Here is a 15,980-nt window from a genome sequence, read left to right on the forward strand (position 1 = left end):
GATGTAGAATGCCTAGACCACGTGACCCAAGACGGGATGAGGCTTTTCGGATTTGGAAAGACAGTGGCGGAACCAAAAGATTAAAAGACATTGCATCTGAACTTGGTGTGTCAGATTCCCAAATACGCAAATGGAAAAACCAAGATAAATGGAATGATAAGTTAAATGGTAACGTTACTAATCAATCGAATGGTAACGTTACTAAATGTGGCGCACCAAAAGGCAATCGTAATGCCGGAGGAAACAAAGGCGGGGGTGCTCCCCCAGGTAACAGTAATGCCATGGGGAACAAAGGGGGTAAGCCCCCACCCGGCAATAAAAATGCAGTTACTACTGGTGAATATGAAACGCTCATGTGGGACTATCTGGATGATGACGAAAAAGAACTGTTTGGGGTAATGGAAACAGACCCACTTTACCAGATTGACATTACGATTAGGGAACTGTCTATCCGTCAGCGTAGAATGATGAAACGAATCAATAATCTGGAAAATGGATTAACTGAGAAAGAGAAACGAATATTGAAAGAAATGAAGCCTGTTAAAAGTACATTTGAAATTAATGATCCAAAGACTGGAGAAACAAAAACAGTACCAATCCGTAAAGATCAACTCGTCACTGTTGAAATGAGGGAAACCGAGTACAGGAAAATCGATGACATATTAAATATCGAACAGGCATTAACACGCATCACTAATCAATTGGTAAAGGCTATTAAGCAAAAACACGATATTGAGAAGTCTTATGGAGAGCATCCTTTGAAACTAGAACAGATGCAGATAAACATTGAAAAAACCAAGGTGGAAATCACAAGATTGTCCGGCGATACATTGGATAATTATGAGGATGACGGCTTTATAGAAGCTCTAGGTGATGCAGTGGAGGTGTGGAATGATGATGACGATGGAAGCACCGAAGAAGCTTAAACCAGCGCTATTTAAATTCCAACCGTTCTCCAAGAAACAAAAGAAGATACTAACCTGGTGGCATCCTAAATCACCTGTCAAAGAAAAGGACGGTATCATTTGTGATGGCTCCGTTCGTGCTGGGAAAACAGTTGTTATGTCACTTTCTTATGTTATGTGGGCCATGGATACTTTTGATGATGAAAACCTTGGAATGGCTGGAAAGACAATTGGTTCTTTTCGGCGTAACGTGATACGCCCGCTCAAACGTATGCTCAAATCAAGAGGATACAAAGTCAAAGATCACCGCGCAGACAACTATCTGACTATATCATTTCGCGGTAAGACGAACTATTTTTATATTTTTGGTGGTAAAGACGAAAGTTCGCAGGATCTTATCCAAGGGATTACCCTAGCAGGAATGTTCTTTGATGAAGCGGCACTAATGCCAGAATCATTTGTTAGCCAAGCCGAAGCACGTTGTTCTGTTGATGGGTCAAAGTTTTGGTACAACTGTAACCCGGCAAGCCCGTATCATTGGTTTAAGAAAAATTATATCGATAACCTCACAGAGAAGAACCTCATCCGGTTGCATTTCACTATGGAGGACAACCCTTCTTTATCTGAAAGGGTTATTAATCGTTATAAACGAATGTTTACAGGCGTTTTCTACAAACGATTCATATTAGGGTTATGGGTGCTTGCGGAAGGTGTTATTTATGACATGTTCGATAAAGACAAGCATGTTGTAAAAACAAAAGAACGGAGATACACGCATTATTATGTTTCTATCGACTATGGTACTCAAAACCCTACGACATTTGGACTGTGGGGAAAGTCAGAAAAGACTTGGTACAAAGTCAAAGAATATTTCTATGATGGCCGCAATTCTTCAAGGCAGAAAACGGATATTGAGTACAGTAAAGACTTGAAGGAGTTTGTCAAGGGAATCAGGGTAAAAGGAATTATTGTGGACCCATCAGCTGCGAGCTTTATTGCACAGTTAAGGAAAGATGGATTTTATGTTATTAAAGCAAAGAACGACGTGCTTGATGGCATCCGCAATATGCAGACAGCCCTTAGTGAAATGATGGTCCTATACAACGATTGTTGCAAAGAAACATTTAGAGAATTTGCATCTTATGTTTGGGATACAAAAGCATCAGAACGAGGTGAGGATAAACCTGTTAAGCAATTTGACCATCTGATGGATGGTGATAGGTATTTCATACAGACAGTTCTATTTGCTCCTAAGGCTGGAATAAGCAACGTAAATGTATGGTAGAAAGAAGGTGAATGCATGCCAAACTGGACAAAATTTGATGCCGATGTAATCAAAAAAACTCATGGAGATATATTTTACTACCGCGATTTGTATGAGGGGAAGCATTCAGAGATATTCCCACGGGCCAAGGAGCTCATCAAGAAAGGTGAGATTATCGACAACATTATGTATGGTACGCAACACGCTCAAAATGTACAGACTCCGTACATTGTAGCAAATATTTGTAAGTTGATACCTGAGATACCAGCGATGTTGGTTAGCCGTTCTATTGGCAATATACAGTCCTCATTATCTCCTGACGACTTCCAAGCAGATGAAATTAATCAGGACACGGACGAGATTGTAGATAATCCTCGTGATGATGTTAGCGAAATAATTCATGTGCAGCAGGAGGTCATTAACCAGATACAAAAAAACAGTAATCTGGCATTTGAACATTGGGGAAACATTCTGCAGCAACAGGTAGATGGCGGTCTTGTAGGTGTTCCTTGGATGGACGACAGAGGTCTGCGGTTGGAGTTTAAAGCGCGTGATGTATATTACCCACACGAAGATGGAATGGGGGCTGATTTGGCTTATGAGATTGAAATTAATGATGAGGAATACCTACGGATTTATCGAGAAGAAATCAAGGATGGCGACCTCCATACAGGACATTTACTTTATAAGCTGAACGACTCAAAGAAAACCGAAGAGGTTCCCGAGGATGAAACGAAGGAACTCTTGGGAATCAAGGAATTAGAAAAAGTTTACCCTGGACGGGGTAGACTTTTTATTATTTACTGGCCGAATGAGAAAACATTTATGAATCCGTTGGGAACTTCTTGTCTGAAAGGACAGGATGGAAAACAGGATGAGGTAAATTGGACACTAACTCGCAATGCTATCACTTTTGAGCGCAACGGGAAGCCCCGTATTGCTGTCTCCAAAGAGATTATGGAGGCGCTTGAAAGTAAGGCGATGGAACGCTATGGAGACGATGCAAGGATTGATCACAGAGACTTAGAAATTACCACGTTTGATGAAAACGGAAAGGCTATGGAAATCATCCAAATTGATGTCACTAAGATTGGAGATATCCAATGGGTCAAGGACCTGATGAAACTCATGCTGATGGAAACCAAAACATCGGAGAAGGTCATTGACTTTTACATGGATAACAATAACAACAGCGGGTCACAATCTGGTGTGGCAAAGTTCTATGATTTGTTTACATCACTGGTAAAAGCGGAGCAAATACAATCAGAGTACATCTATTTTCTGCAACAGTTGATTGAATCAGCGCTATGGCTCGCTAATTTCAACGACGATGCAGTAGTGATTGAGGAACCGGAAATCATGCTTAAGTCAATGATTCCGATTAGCCGCAAGGAATTGATTGAGGAAAACAATAAGGCTTATCAGGATGAAACCCAGTCGCTTGAAACGACAATCAGACGCAATAATCCCAATGCTTCTGAGGAATGGATTCAGGAGGAATTGGCTCGTGTGGAAGCTGAGCGCTCGGGTGATGATAGTTTCTCATTAATGCGTGGCAGGCAAACATTGCAGCAGTTTAGGAATAACCGGGATGAGAATGGTGATCCAATACAGGAGGATGAAGAATGAATCAAAAACAACTCCTAGAAACCATTGCAGCCATGAAAATGCAAATCTTGGAACTGCTGCTTAACGCCAATCTAGCAAACGACAAGCAGGCACAACGGACATTCAAAACGATTGAGAACATGTTCAAACGATTGGATTTGGATGTTGAAGATGTCATCCCTGTTGAAGTGCTGCAGAACTACTTCAATGGTGTGGATGAAGCAACAAAGGCACTGAGTAAGGTTGGCGTCGATCCGGTGAATGGATTGTCGTCAGCTATAACATCAAGCGGACAGGTTGCATCTGCATTTGATACGCATGTTCATATGGAAGCGATAGCGGCAATCACTGATGATTTGATGCTCGATTTCAAGTCTGCAATCAGAACAGCAAGGCAGAATACCTATTTCACGTTGAAAACGACATTGGCGGAAGTAAAAGAGGACCTGCAGAAAGGAATTATCCAGGGGAATTCCAGGCGAGTGATTACGCAGCGTGTAGCGGAATCCTTTGCTAAAGATGGAATGAAAGCTTTCAAAACAATTGATAACAAGTGGTTGCCGTTGGATTTCTACTCTCAAACCATAACAAGGACAAATTTGAAGATGACCCATACCCAGGGTGCGGGGGAAAGATACCGCGAAAATGGTATGGATTTGTATACAGTAACTGGAAATACACCAACTTGCCATCAATGTGCGCCTTTGAGGGGCATTGTTTTTACTTTGAATCCCAATCGATCTGATTACACATATATGAGTCCAAAGGATATTATTAGGCATCCAAATTGCCAGTGTTCTATGTCTGTTTGGGTGGAAGAATACAAGACGGAATCTGAAATCAGAAGTGCGCGGGAAAAATCCAAAGCTTTTAATCCGGACAAGGATACCAGGACCGCTAGTCAAAAACAGCAGTACGAACATCAGCAGAATTTGCACAGGCAGAATAACGATTCAAAGAAGCAGTTTGCACGGTACAAAGCCGTTCTAGGAAATGATGCTCCTAAAACGCTTGGAGGATTTAAACGCTCTAAGAAAAGCGGTAGTGAAAATTTTAAGGAAATGCAGCAGAAATACCGAGCAAAAGTGAAAGAAATAAGAAGTTCATAGCATCCATTAGGGTGCTTTTATTATGCCGAAAAGAGGTGATGTGATGCCTACAAAGAAGCGTGACTACAAAAAGGAATACCGCGACTATCATAGCAAGCCTGAACAGCGCAAGAACCGATCCAATCGAAACAAAGCTAGGAGAGCAATGGGGTTAAAAGTAGGTGATAAGCGAGAAGTGGATCACAAGAAGCCACTTTCCAAAGGAGGCAGTAATAAGAAAAGTAATTTGCGTGTTGTTAGTAGGACGACAAATAGAAAAAAAGCGGCTAAATAAAAGGAGGAAAACGAATGAAAAACGAATTGTTATTAAAACAAGCCATTGAATTGCTACAGAGGGTTAATCCGTATGAACTGGAAATCGTCCAGATCGATAACACAAAATATGATGATGGTTCCGTTGGATTTAATGTTAGTTTGACATATCCAGCTGAAGAGGCGGAAGAGGTTACTATTTCAACTAGTGATGGTGAATTAGTCGCTTCAATATCGCAAAAGGATGGAAATGCCATTGTAAAGGATGGATTCGAAGTCTTTGGGTATGACAAAGATTAAAGAGAGGCGATCTATATCTTATTGGCAGTAGACGTTAGCAACTTGACCCAAGCAAGTCATAAAAAGGCTTATTTATTATGTCCAATCCACTGATGACATTAAAAGCTTGTGAGTAATGGCTCCTGCACCTAAGCAGAGGAAGGATATTATAAATGATAAAACGATTATATGCATGGTTTATCTCATTATTTGGGCGTGGCCTTTCTACGATAACGAAAGAGGAAGTAAAGCCTTTGAAACTTAATTTGCAGTTTTTTGCTGAAACTGATGATCCGGAAGATGATCCAGACGATGATCATGAGGACGATCCGGAAGATGACCCGGAAGATGATGCTCCAGATTTGGATGAACTATTGAAAGATAAGAAATTCAAAAAGCAGTATCAGAAAAAGCTCAAGGATCAGTTGTCTAAACGAATGAAGAAATACAAAGGCGTAGACCCGGAAGAGTATCGCCGACTCAAAGAACAGGCTAGCAAGAAAAAAGATAAGCAAGACCACGATGAAGATGAAGAACTGGAAACACTTCGGGATGAGTTGTCCGATAAGGAAAAACGCCTCCTGCGGGCGGAACGCAGAGAAAAGCGGGCAATGGTTAAGGAATTTGCAGTCGATAACCAAGTCAATCCAAAACTGTTAGCGCGTCTGATCAACGTCGATGACATCGAATTGGATGATGATGGGGAAGCCGAAAACCTTGATGAACTGTTTGAGGAATTGGAAGAAGAATTTCCAGAGTACTTTGGTGCTGCTGATGAAGATGACGACGAAGATGAAGAAACACCACCTTCTAGAAAGAAAAAGAAATCATCTTTCGTACCTGGTTCCCGTCAAAAAGGAAACCGGAAAAAGAAAGTGGATCCATATGAAGCTGGTCGTCAAAAAGCACTTGAAAGACATAAAAAGGAGGAAAAGTAGTCATGAATTTACAGCCGACAAAACAAAAAATTGTAGGTCAGAAAGAGTTTCTACGTAATGCCGTGGGAACTGAGTATAAAACAGGTGGAGCAACATTGGATGCAACCGCATTTGGTGAAGGTTACGTTGACGCAGGGACAGCAGTTTATCTGGGCGAGAACGGACTTTATCAACCATGGGGAGATGAAACGGAAGCTACTGTAAAAGGTGCCGGCCTTACCTCGCATGATGTAAAAGTAATTGGAGGTCAGAACCCAATCGTTGGCGTTCTAGCTGTCGGACATCCTATCGAATCAAAATGCACGGGAGTCAACGATGCCTTTAAAGAAGCCGCAAAAGGCCGCATCGTATTTGACATTTAATAAAGGGAGGATAAAAATATGCCACTTAGATTACCAGAATTTCAACAACCACAATTGACAGGATATGTACAGAATGTGCCGCCGGTTAGGGGTTACCTATTGGAACAGTTCATGCCTGAAGACCCTGTTTATGATATTAACTTTGCCTATAACGTTATTAGCGGGAAATACGGAACAGCTGCAAGCATTACTGGGTGGAACGCGTCAGCACCTTTACGAGATACGAAAGAGATTGAAAAAGCTTTCGGCCAAGTGGCAAAGGTGCAACATGGTTTCCGATTAGATGAAACCCAGCTTATCCAATATAACCGCCCGCGCTCTGATGAAGAAGCGAACATGGTTATTGAACAAATCTATCAGTCTACTGATGACCTTTCTCAAGGTGTGGACGATATCGAAGAATACATGCGGGCCCAAGCAATTTATACTGGGAAGCTGAAATACGACGATGATGAAAACGATATTCATATCGATGTTGACTTTGGTATCCCAACTGAAAATAAGGTAACTGCAACGACACCATGGAGTGAAGAAGGAGCAACTCCATTGACTGATATCCAGGTGGCAGTTAAACAGTACAAAGATAAGAATCAGCGGCGTAAACCAAATGTCATGCATATGACTGGCGCAACCGAGGCTAACTTGCTGCAAAATGAACAGATTCGTACCCAAATCTATGGTAAAGATAGCGGGCAGCGTTTGCTTACAAAAGCAGATATTCAGAATGTATTTTCAGCTTTGGGATTACCACCTTATCAGGTAAATGATGATGTTATTGTCGTTGAGGATGAAGAGAAACAATTGCTGGAAGATGATAGAGTTGTTCTCATTGGAGATGATTTAGGAAAAACAATGATCGGTCCTACTGTTGAGAATAACTATGCACCTGGGAAGTTTGCTGTTCCGACCGTAAAAACAAACCCGCCGGAAGAATCTGTTGTAGTCGGTGAAGCAGTATTCCCTGCACTGAAACGTCCACAGTCTATCGTAATTTTGAGCGTCTAAATTAGGCGCTCTTTTTAATTAAAAACTAAGGAGGATTCTCATGCCAAAATTTATTGCAAATGCATACCTTTCACATAAAGGAAACATCGTAAAGCCTAATGAAGAGATTGAACTGACAAATGAACAAGCTGCCCATTTAGGTGATAAGATAACACCTGTTGAATCTGCACCGGACAAACCTATTGAAGAAAAAACGGTCGCTGAACTAAAAGAACTGGCCAAACAGTATGAAATTGAAGGCTACAACAACATGAACAAAGGTGAACTTATCGAAGCATTGCAAGATGCGGAGTGATTTCTGTGATTACAGACGACTCTATAAAAGCTTATCTTGAACGTATGTATGGTAATGAGCTCTTCAAAGAGTTATCCGAACCAGAACAAGAAAAAATCGTATTCGCTGCTCATGAACTGTTAAAAGATTATGCGCCGGAGGATAAGATTACAGATCGTGTGGTTGCTTTACAAGTGTTGTTTATGTTGGAAGGCGAAGAAGAGGAATACGCTAAACTTAAACGGCATGGTATTAAATCGTACAGTGTTAAGGGTGTATCTGTAACATTTGAGGGTACAGAAATCGCTCCTGCCGTTCTAAAGCTACTGGGGTATGTTCCCAAAGCGAAAGTGGGGCGATTAATATGAAACCACCTATGCGTCAGAAAGTAACTGCATACATGCCGGTATTGGGTGATGACGGTAAACCGATTAGGGACAAGTATAGCAAGCCGAAAACAAAGCCAATTGACTCCAAGGCGCGTGTGCAATTTAAGTCGCAGTTGGTACGTGATGCAAATGGCAGAGAACGGCGTGTCAGTCTAGAAATTGATCTGCCTAGTGATTTCAATCCAGGACAAGGAATTGAGTTGGATTATGTCACCGTGGAAGGGGATACTGGGCGCGGCACAATCGTTGCGAAGGATGAAACTACGAATATAGCGGGCAACAAGGTCTACTATAGGACGGTGTATGTCGATGGCTGAAAATCTATTTGAAATCAAATGGGATGGGTTGGAAGAGTTTGCAGAGTTATTGGATAAGATGGATGCCAAGTCTGAGGAAATTGTCATGGATGAAATGACGAAATTTGGCATGCTAGCCGAGGAAGGCACAAAGGCACTTGTCCATCATGATGAGGGGACGCTTGAGGATTCCGTTAGTTTCGATAAGGCGAAAAAAGAGGGCAAGGACATTGTTGTCCGAGGCGGTTCCAATCTTGATTATGCATTACGGCGCCATGAGGAACCTTATCGTCCTGGCGTACATGATAAGTATTCAGAGGGCAAGAAATGGCCAAACTATTATCTAAATGGACGTGGCCGGGGAACGTATCGCAAACCAAACTGGCGGGGGTATAAGCCAGGCAGAAAGTACATGGAAAATGCAATCAAGGCCATTGAACCCGACTATGACAAAATGAATGCCAGGGCCTTGGAACGTCTATTGAGGGCAGACTTATGATTCAAGTGCATTTAATGAACGAACTCAAAACAGTCATTCCTCACCTTACGTGGTCAGTGGACTACTATTCTGCTGACAACAACACCGGAACTGTATATGCAAGTAGCAGTGGTACTCCAGATCGATATGACACCGAGTACCGTTATCCAGGATATCAAGTTTGGATACGATCAAGAGATTGGGATTATGCCAAGTACGCTGCCGAAAAAACCTATAAACAACTGCATAAGAAAAGCAATTTCCATGTCAGTGTGGATTTTGAAAAGGATGGACAAGTAGTGGAGACAAAACGCTATCTTGTCCTTTTCGTTATGGCTGCAGGCGAACCATTACGTATTGGAGACAACGAAGGAATCATGGAATACAGCGTTAATTTTGACGTGACTATGAAGGAGGAAAAATAATGCCAGAACAACAAAAAGAATACATTTTCGGTGTTGCTGACATAACAATCGGTGACGGAAAAGACAAAATTAAATTTGATGGAAAAGACTATTTGCAAGCAGAAGGTGGTTCGCTAACGCTCACACCCCAATACGAAGATTTCACTTTTGCGGATTTCGGCGAAACTGTTGTTGAAAAACGCCTCAAAGGTTGGGAAGGTGAAGTGAAGGTCGTTGCAGGACAAGAGGATGTCAACATCCTAGAACTTGCTCTTGCATCCACGGAGTCTATTACAGACACGGATGGAGGTACCAGTGGTGCCATGGATGCGAAGATTGGCACGAAGTTGATCGGTAGAAGAGTCAATATCCACCCGCGGATTCTTCCGGACAGTGTCAAAGACATGGACTGGACAATTTACAATATGGCATCCACGGAAGGGTTTACGCGTGAATACAACCAAGAGCAAGGAAATGTTGAAATCACGCTCACAATGATGCCTAGAGAAGGATTTGATGCTTCGAAACCGGGTAACTTCTTTTATCGCGGCGGAGTGGATCCAAATGCTAACGAAAATGACGGTGGAAACGATGATAGCGGGGACGATAGCCCAAACTAATAAACGCCATTCAGCAGCCAGCACTAGCAAGCTTTTTTATTGATTGAATGGCGATAAATGAGGGAGGGTAAACAATGCCTAAAACAGATAAGGATGTGCTGTATTCAGAAGTCTATGGAGCTAAGGTAGGCTTACCACAGTATTATGATGCAGACGGTAACCCTGTGGCAATATCGGAGGACAATCCTCTTCCAGTGTCTATCCAAGGCGGGGCTGATGGTAAGTCGGCATATGATATTGCGGTCCAGAATGGATTCAAAGGCACGGAGAAAGAATGGTTGGAATCACTAAAAGGACAAGATGGTACCAACGGAACAGACGGTGAGGATGGAGCGGATGGCGTAAGTGTTGTTGACGCTACGTCCGATGGAACAAACATCACATTAGAATTATCGAACGGAAAAACCATTGACGTACCTTGGCCGAACCAAGAACCGAATGAACCAGAAGAGTAGGGGGCCCCTACTCTTCTTTTAATACTTACAATTACAAGCCATTAGGAGGATTAATTTTATGAAAGTAAACCTAAAAATCAAAGAAGACAACACAGTGCAAACCGTTCAACATGAAATTGAGGACATGAATATTTTGCAAATTACGCAGGCAATTAAAAAAATCAAAGAAATGTTTGATATTGCACAGAAGGATGACCATTTACAGGCGCTGCTGGTAGAGGTGTTCGATGAATCACAAAAAGGTAATGACGACAAAGTTTCAGAAGAAGAGTTTGGCCAGCGGGTTATCGCAAGGGCGATTGGTGCCCTTGATGTCCTCTTAATGGAAATCCCTGAAAAAGTATTAGAACTGCTGTCTGTCGTTTCTGGTATTGAATACGAAACACTTGTACATCAAAAGGCAGATGATGTGTTTGACATCTATGACGCTATTATTCAAGTCAATGACATTGACAAACTGATCAAGCGGGCAAAAAAGTCTTTAGCGCTAACCAAAGCGCAAACGAAAGTTATGAGTCTTTTCAAACCGAAACAGAACCAAATGACGGAACCCGCGCAAGCTTAACGGAAGCATTTGTATTTAAGCTATCCGACATGCTAGGTGGCAGAAGAGAGGTTGTCTCTGCCCCAGCTGTTGAGTTGTTTAAGTACATGGATATGACCCTAGAAAAAGAAAAACGTCAGGAAGAACAGGAACGGGTCAAATTGTATATCCAATACTTGTCGAATGTGTTTTCTCAGCAAATTGATGACTCAAAATTTCAGAGTGCCAAAAAGGAATTTGAACAATTGATCAGACCGGAAAAACAGGCTGATAAGGGTCTAGCACAAACATACGAATGGGACTTTAATCCGGAAGAGGTGTTGGAACAACAAAAAAAGATAGAAGGGAGGTAGAATATGGCAACTGTACGGGAACTGCAAGCGTCTTTTGTGGCAAAAGTCAGCGGGATGAAATCTGCTATCCAGGGCGTTAAAAAAGAGATTAACAGCCTTGAATCTTCCAGTGGAAAAACAGCTGGTAAAATGAGTACCAATTTCAGCAGCGTTGGCAAAACCTTGACCAATTTTGGAAACGGATTACAACAGGCATCTCAGAAAGTGGGGAACCTGGGGAAAAGTTTAACAAAAAAAATCACTTTGCCAGCGGCCGGAGCCGCAACTGCTATAGGTGGTATTACAGCGGCTTTAGGGTGGAAAAGACTTGTTGGTCTAGATTCAGCGCAAGCACAGCTGAAAGGGCTTGGCTACAATACCAAAGAAGTTGGCAGAATATCTAAGCAAGTCACCAAAGCCATTGACGGCGGCATGACTACGATGGCAGAAGGTACCTCTGTTGCAGCGGGCGCATTAGCTGCTGGAGTAAAGGAAGGTGCTGAATTAGAGCGTTACATTAAGCTCGTTGGTGACGCTGCAGTTGGCGCTAATAGACCAGTAGGGGATATGGCCCAGATATTTAACCGTGTACAAGGATCGGGAAAGTTAATGACCCAGGAACTGAATATGATTGAAGATGGTATGCCAGGTTTTGCGCAAGCGATGGCAAAAAACCTGAACGTATCACAGGAAGAATTCAGGAAAATGGTAACTGATGGTAAAGTCAATTCTAAAAAGTTCCTTGACGTCATGGAGGACTTTGCTGGTGGCATGGCGAGTGCTTATTCCGATTCGTGGCAGGGTATGGTTGCCAATACCAAGGCTTACATCGGGATCATTGGTGAAAACCTATTGGGCGGTGTCTTTGAAAAGTCGAAAGAATCCATTGCCGAATTTATAGAGTTTCTAAAGTCTGATGAAGTGATTGCGTGGGCACAAAAAGTTGGAAAGACACTTGGAGTCATGTTCAGTAACGTCGTGGATAAAGTTCAAAGCGCCATACAATGGTTTGCTAATCTCAGTAAATCCCAGCAAAGCATGATCATGAAGTTTGGCGCAGTAGCGCTTGCGGCAGGCCCTATTTTGGTAGTCCTTGGAACTTTGGGGGGTATTGTCGGAAAGTTGTCCGCTGGATTGGGCGGTTTGATGACTACAGTTGCAAAAGCTGGGGGCGTTATAAAGGTTTTTGGTGCTACATTCTCGTTTTTAGCGGGACCCATCGGATTAACTGTTGCTGCGATATCCGCATTAGCTGCAGGGTTTATCTTCGCCTATAAAAAATCTGAATCCTTCAGAAACGTAATAAGTAAAATTGGCGATGGTTTTAAAATAGCATTGGATACTGTAAAAGGTGTATTCAAATTATTCTCCAAAGATATGAGTTCTGAGTACATCGAAGGTATTGACATCATTTCCAAATATCTTCCACCCAACGCAGCGCGGAGGGTAGTGGAGATAGTAGATAATATAAAATCTAATCTTGGGGATTTGAAAGAAACATTCGACAAGGTGTCTAACGGTATTAAAAAAGGCGTGGAAATTGTAAAAGGGGTTTTTAAACTCTTTACCAAGGATATGAGCGAGAACTATATATCTGGGATAGATATTATTTCCAAGTACCTTCCCCCTGATAAGGCAAAAGCTGTTGTACAAGCAGTGGACCGAATGAAAGAAAACATCCATGCCGCCCTGAAAGCAATAGCGGATTTCTTTAAAGAGAAAACCAAGGAAATACGCGCTTTCTGGAATGAGAACGGTCAGCAACTACTTCAAGCCTTTTCAAATATTTGGTCTGGAATAAAAGCGGCTACTTTGCCGGTTCTAAAGGAATTAGTTTCAGCTGTAAAAAAATCGCTCCCGATCATAAAGTCAATTTTCTCAGTAACCTTTAAAATTGTTCTTGCGGTCATTAAGTCGGTCTGGGGGAATATTAAGGGCGTAATTGATGGCGGTCTAAAATTCATCATGGGCTTGATCCAGGTTTTTTCCGGCATTTTCACTGGCGACTTTTCAAAAATGTGGTCGGGGATTAAAAATATTTTCACCGGGGCCATACAGTTCATCTGGAACTTTGTTCAACTGATGTTCTGGGGAAAAATGCTTAAAGGGATACTATCTTTAGGCAAATTGCTTATCAGCGCCTTCAAAAATTCGTGGACGACTATTAGAGCTGTTTTTCAGTACCTCATCAAGTCTATTGTCGATTTTGTGAAGAATCGCTTTACGGCTATGAAAAACACAGTTGGTAATTTGGCAAAGGGAACGCAGAATATCCTTTCAAAAATTTGGAATTCTATTCTTTCGTTTTTTACAAAAATCGTTAAATCTATTTTCAATTTCGGGAAAAAGTGGTTCACGAATTTAAAAAATAATATTTCCTCAATTTTTACCGGAATTCGCAATTTAACGCAAAAAGTTTGGAATTCTATCAAAGACAAAATTGTCACTCCAGTAAAAAATGCGGTCAATACAGCAAAAAACAAATTTATCACGTTTAAAAATAACACGATTGGGTTGTTCAAGGACCTCAAAAAAAGTGTATCTAACTATGTCTCTGACATGGTGAAAAAAGTGAAAGATATGCCCGGTAGGATGAAGGATGGCATTGTAAAAGGAGCTGGGAAACTAAAAGAGGGTATGTTGTCAGTTGGTCGGAAAATGGTTGACGGACTTGCTTCTGGTGTAAATGGAATTTTCGCCGGAATTGACTGGGTACTAGGCAAATTAAATGCAAAAAAGACAAATTGGCATTGGAGCCCTGGTGATTCATTGAGTTGGTATGCAAAAGGTACCGGATCTCATCCTGGCGGTCCAGCAGTTTTAGGTGATGGGAAAGGAAACAACAGCGGAGAAGAGTTAGTAAATCTTCCGGGGGGAAGGTCTTTTCTAAGCGCAGATAAACCGACGTTGTATCCTGATTTACCAAAAGGAACGAGCGTTATCCCAGCAAGTAAGACGAAAAAATTATTTGATGTACCTAAGTACGCTTTAGGCGATAAGGTCGGAAAAGCCTTTAAAACCGCAGGTACATGGGTTAAGGACACTACTGTTTCTGGGTATAACGCAGTAAAAGATACTACAGTATCTGCAGGCAAAAAAGTAGCTGAGTGGACCGGAGACATCTGGGATTACGTGAAAAGCCCTGGAAAGCTTTTAAATATTGCACTGAAAAAAGTCGGTGTAGATATTCCATCTGCAGTATCTACACTTGGCAAGATGGCCCGCGGCGGTTTTGATAAGGCTAAGTCAGCAGCTGTGGACTACGTAAAAGATAAACTGAATGTTTTCGGGGGCGACAATCCTCCGGGCGAAGGTGTGGAACGATGGAGGAACACAGTTATACGAGCGCTTGGTATGAATGGACTGTCTACAAGCAAAGCAATGCAAGACAAAGTTTTGAGACAGATACAGACAGAGTCTGGCGGTAATCCTAAAGCCGTACAGGGTGCGGGTGTGTGGGATATCAATATGGCCCAAGGTAACCCAGCCAAAGGATTAATGCAGACAATCCCAAGCACATTTAATGCACATAAATTCCCTGGTCACGGTAACATTTTCAATGGTCTGGATAACTTGCTGGCTGCATTGCACTATGCCAAAAACCGTTACGGTCAAAGTCTATCATTTCTTGGTCAAGGTCATGGATATGCAAACGGTGGTATCGTTACTAGGAAACAACTTGCTTGGATTGCAGAAGGTGGCTGGGCAGAATCGATTATCAGTCACGATCCGTCTAAACGAGTAAGTCAACAAAGAATTTGGCAGGAAACTGGTGATCGATTGGGGTTTACTGATGATAAATACAGTAGTCAGATGCTGGCAGAATTGAAGCGAATTGCCGAAGCTGTGGAGCGTGATCCTAATTTTAATGTTGTTATGAGTGACCGTGTAGTTGGTCGAATGGTAGCCCCGCATGTTACAGACTATCAAAGAAGAACTAAGGGGACAGAAGAGAGTTTTAGGGGGTGATCAATTATCTATAATCTAACTTTTAATTCCGTAAGAAAGGATTATGTAAGAATACTAGAAAGAGGACGACCATATTGGGCGCCTAGGAATGTAAATATTTTAGAAGTTACGGGCATGGATGGAGGATATGTATCTGATGTTACTTCCAAGGCTATAACTATTCCGATTAAATTAAGAATAGAAGCTGACGGCCGAGAAGATTTGCAGACTAAGACCGAAGATCTAGCAAATTGGCTTTTGACAGAGAAGGCAGAAGAACTAATTTTTGACTCGCAACCGAACCGATCGTTTTTTGCGATAGTAAATGGGGAAATTGAAGTCAATGAAATTGTATCCTTTGCAATTGCTTCATTTGAATTTATTTGCCCAGACCCTTTCAAATATGGACCAGAACAAACAGAAGAATTTCCATCCGACGTTCTGCAACTAACCTATGACGGAACCGCTGAAGCAGACCCAGTGTTTAATCTACAAGTCACCAAACCGATTACATTTGC

20 protein-coding genes are annotated in these 15,980 nt (G+C 41.9%); all 20 read left to right on the plus strand.

Features of this window, described 5'->3' with window-relative positions; genetic code table 11:
- Positions 1-8: 8 nt before the first annotated feature.
- Positions 9-926, plus strand: a complete 918-nt coding sequence (terS, locus tag ACFSMW_RS13380; RefSeq protein WP_390356384.1) for a phage terminase small subunit — start codon at positions 9-11, stop codon at positions 924-926.
- Positions 892-2,190, plus strand: coding sequence for a PBSX family phage terminase large subunit (locus ACFSMW_RS13385; RefSeq protein WP_390356385.1), 1,299 nt, complete (start codon positions 892-894; stop codon positions 2,188-2,190). The genes terS and ACFSMW_RS13385 overlap by 35 nt, the downstream gene beginning before the upstream one ends.
- A gap of 15 nt (positions 2,191-2,205) precedes the next feature.
- Positions 2,206-3,798 carry a hypothetical protein gene (locus tag ACFSMW_RS13390; RefSeq protein WP_390356387.1) on the plus strand — a complete coding sequence of 531 codons (1,593 nt, stop codon included), beginning with the start codon at positions 2,206-2,208 and terminating at the stop codon, positions 3,796-3,798.
- Positions 3,795-4,886 carry a phage minor capsid protein gene (locus tag ACFSMW_RS13395; protein WP_390356388.1) on the plus strand — a complete coding sequence of 364 codons (1,092 nt, stop codon included), beginning with the start codon at positions 3,795-3,797 and terminating at the stop codon, positions 4,884-4,886. Before ACFSMW_RS13390 ends, ACFSMW_RS13395 begins: the two co-directional genes overlap by 4 nt.
- A gap of 22 nt (positions 4,887-4,908) precedes the next feature.
- Positions 4,909-5,160 (plus strand): HNH endonuclease signature motif containing protein, encoded by a 252-nt coding sequence (locus ACFSMW_RS13400; protein ID WP_390356390.1) that lies wholly within the window; start codon positions 4,909-4,911, stop codon positions 5,158-5,160.
- 14 nt (positions 5,161-5,174) lie between these two features.
- Entirely contained in the window at positions 5,175-5,438 is a 264-nt protein-coding gene (locus ACFSMW_RS13405; protein ID WP_390356391.1) for a hypothetical protein, read from the plus strand.
- Between the two features lie 152 nt (positions 5,439-5,590).
- Positions 5,591-6,355, plus strand: coding sequence for a hypothetical protein (locus tag ACFSMW_RS13410; RefSeq protein ID WP_390356392.1), 765 nt, complete (start codon positions 5,591-5,593; stop codon positions 6,353-6,355).
- Positions 6,356-6,357: 2 nt separating this feature from the next.
- On the plus strand, positions 6,358-6,717 hold the full coding sequence (locus tag ACFSMW_RS13415) for a hypothetical protein (RefSeq protein ID WP_390356393.1): 360 nt from the start codon (positions 6,358-6,360) through the stop codon (positions 6,715-6,717).
- Between the two features lie 18 nt (positions 6,718-6,735).
- Complete coding sequence (locus tag ACFSMW_RS13420) at positions 6,736-7,722, plus strand: major capsid protein (protein ID WP_390356395.1); 987 nt, start codon at positions 6,736-6,738, stop codon at positions 7,720-7,722.
- Positions 7,723-7,762: 40 nt separating this feature from the next.
- Positions 7,763-8,017 (plus strand): Rho termination factor N-terminal domain-containing protein, encoded by a 255-nt coding sequence (locus ACFSMW_RS13425; protein WP_390356397.1) that lies wholly within the window; start codon positions 7,763-7,765, stop codon positions 8,015-8,017.
- Between the two features lie 5 nt (positions 8,018-8,022).
- Positions 8,023-8,364 carry a hypothetical protein gene (locus ACFSMW_RS13430; RefSeq protein ID WP_390356399.1) on the plus strand — a complete coding sequence of 114 codons (342 nt, stop codon included), beginning with the start codon at positions 8,023-8,025 and terminating at the stop codon, positions 8,362-8,364.
- On the plus strand, positions 8,361-8,702 hold the full coding sequence (locus ACFSMW_RS13435; RefSeq protein WP_390356400.1) for a hypothetical protein: 342 nt from the start codon (positions 8,361-8,363) through the stop codon (positions 8,700-8,702). The genes ACFSMW_RS13430 and ACFSMW_RS13435 overlap by 4 nt, the downstream gene beginning before the upstream one ends.
- Entirely contained in the window at positions 8,695-9,180 is a 486-nt protein-coding gene (locus ACFSMW_RS13440) for a hypothetical protein (protein WP_390356401.1), read from the plus strand. Before ACFSMW_RS13435 ends, ACFSMW_RS13440 begins: the two co-directional genes overlap by 8 nt.
- A complete protein-coding gene (locus ACFSMW_RS13445) occupies positions 9,177-9,584 on the plus strand; it encodes a phage tail terminator protein (RefSeq protein ID WP_390356403.1) in 408 nt (135 codons plus the stop codon). The genes ACFSMW_RS13440 and ACFSMW_RS13445 overlap by 4 nt, the downstream gene beginning before the upstream one ends.
- Complete coding sequence (locus ACFSMW_RS13450) at positions 9,584-10,183, plus strand: hypothetical protein (RefSeq protein WP_390356405.1); 600 nt, start codon at positions 9,584-9,586, stop codon at positions 10,181-10,183. Before ACFSMW_RS13445 ends, ACFSMW_RS13450 begins: the two co-directional genes overlap by 1 nt.
- Positions 10,184-10,257: 74 nt before the next feature.
- Positions 10,258-10,638, plus strand: coding sequence for a hypothetical protein (locus ACFSMW_RS13455; protein ID WP_390356406.1), 381 nt, complete (start codon positions 10,258-10,260; stop codon positions 10,636-10,638).
- A 58-nt stretch (positions 10,639-10,696) separates the two neighbouring features.
- Positions 10,697-11,203 carry a hypothetical protein gene (locus tag ACFSMW_RS13460; RefSeq protein WP_390356408.1) on the plus strand — a complete coding sequence of 169 codons (507 nt, stop codon included), beginning with the start codon at positions 10,697-10,699 and terminating at the stop codon, positions 11,201-11,203.
- A gap of 86 nt (positions 11,204-11,289) precedes the next feature.
- On the plus strand, positions 11,290-11,535 hold the full coding sequence (locus ACFSMW_RS13465; RefSeq protein WP_390356409.1) for a hypothetical protein: 246 nt from the start codon (positions 11,290-11,292) through the stop codon (positions 11,533-11,535).
- A 3-nt stretch (positions 11,536-11,538) separates the two neighbouring features.
- The gene (locus ACFSMW_RS13470; protein ID WP_390356411.1) at positions 11,539-15,483 is read left to right on the plus strand and encodes a tape measure protein; all 3,945 of its coding nucleotides are present in this window, start codon (positions 11,539-11,541) and stop codon (positions 15,481-15,483) included.
- Between the two features lie 51 nt (positions 15,484-15,534).
- On the plus strand, positions 15,535-15,980 hold a 446-nt coding region (locus tag ACFSMW_RS13475), incomplete at its 3' end, for a distal tail protein Dit (RefSeq protein WP_390356448.1).

The sequence above is a fragment of the Tigheibacillus halophilus genome, from assembly GCF_042683165.1.
In the GTDB taxonomy this organism is placed as follows: domain Bacteria; phylum Bacillota; class Bacilli; order Bacillales; family Amphibacillaceae; genus Tigheibacillus; species Tigheibacillus halophilus.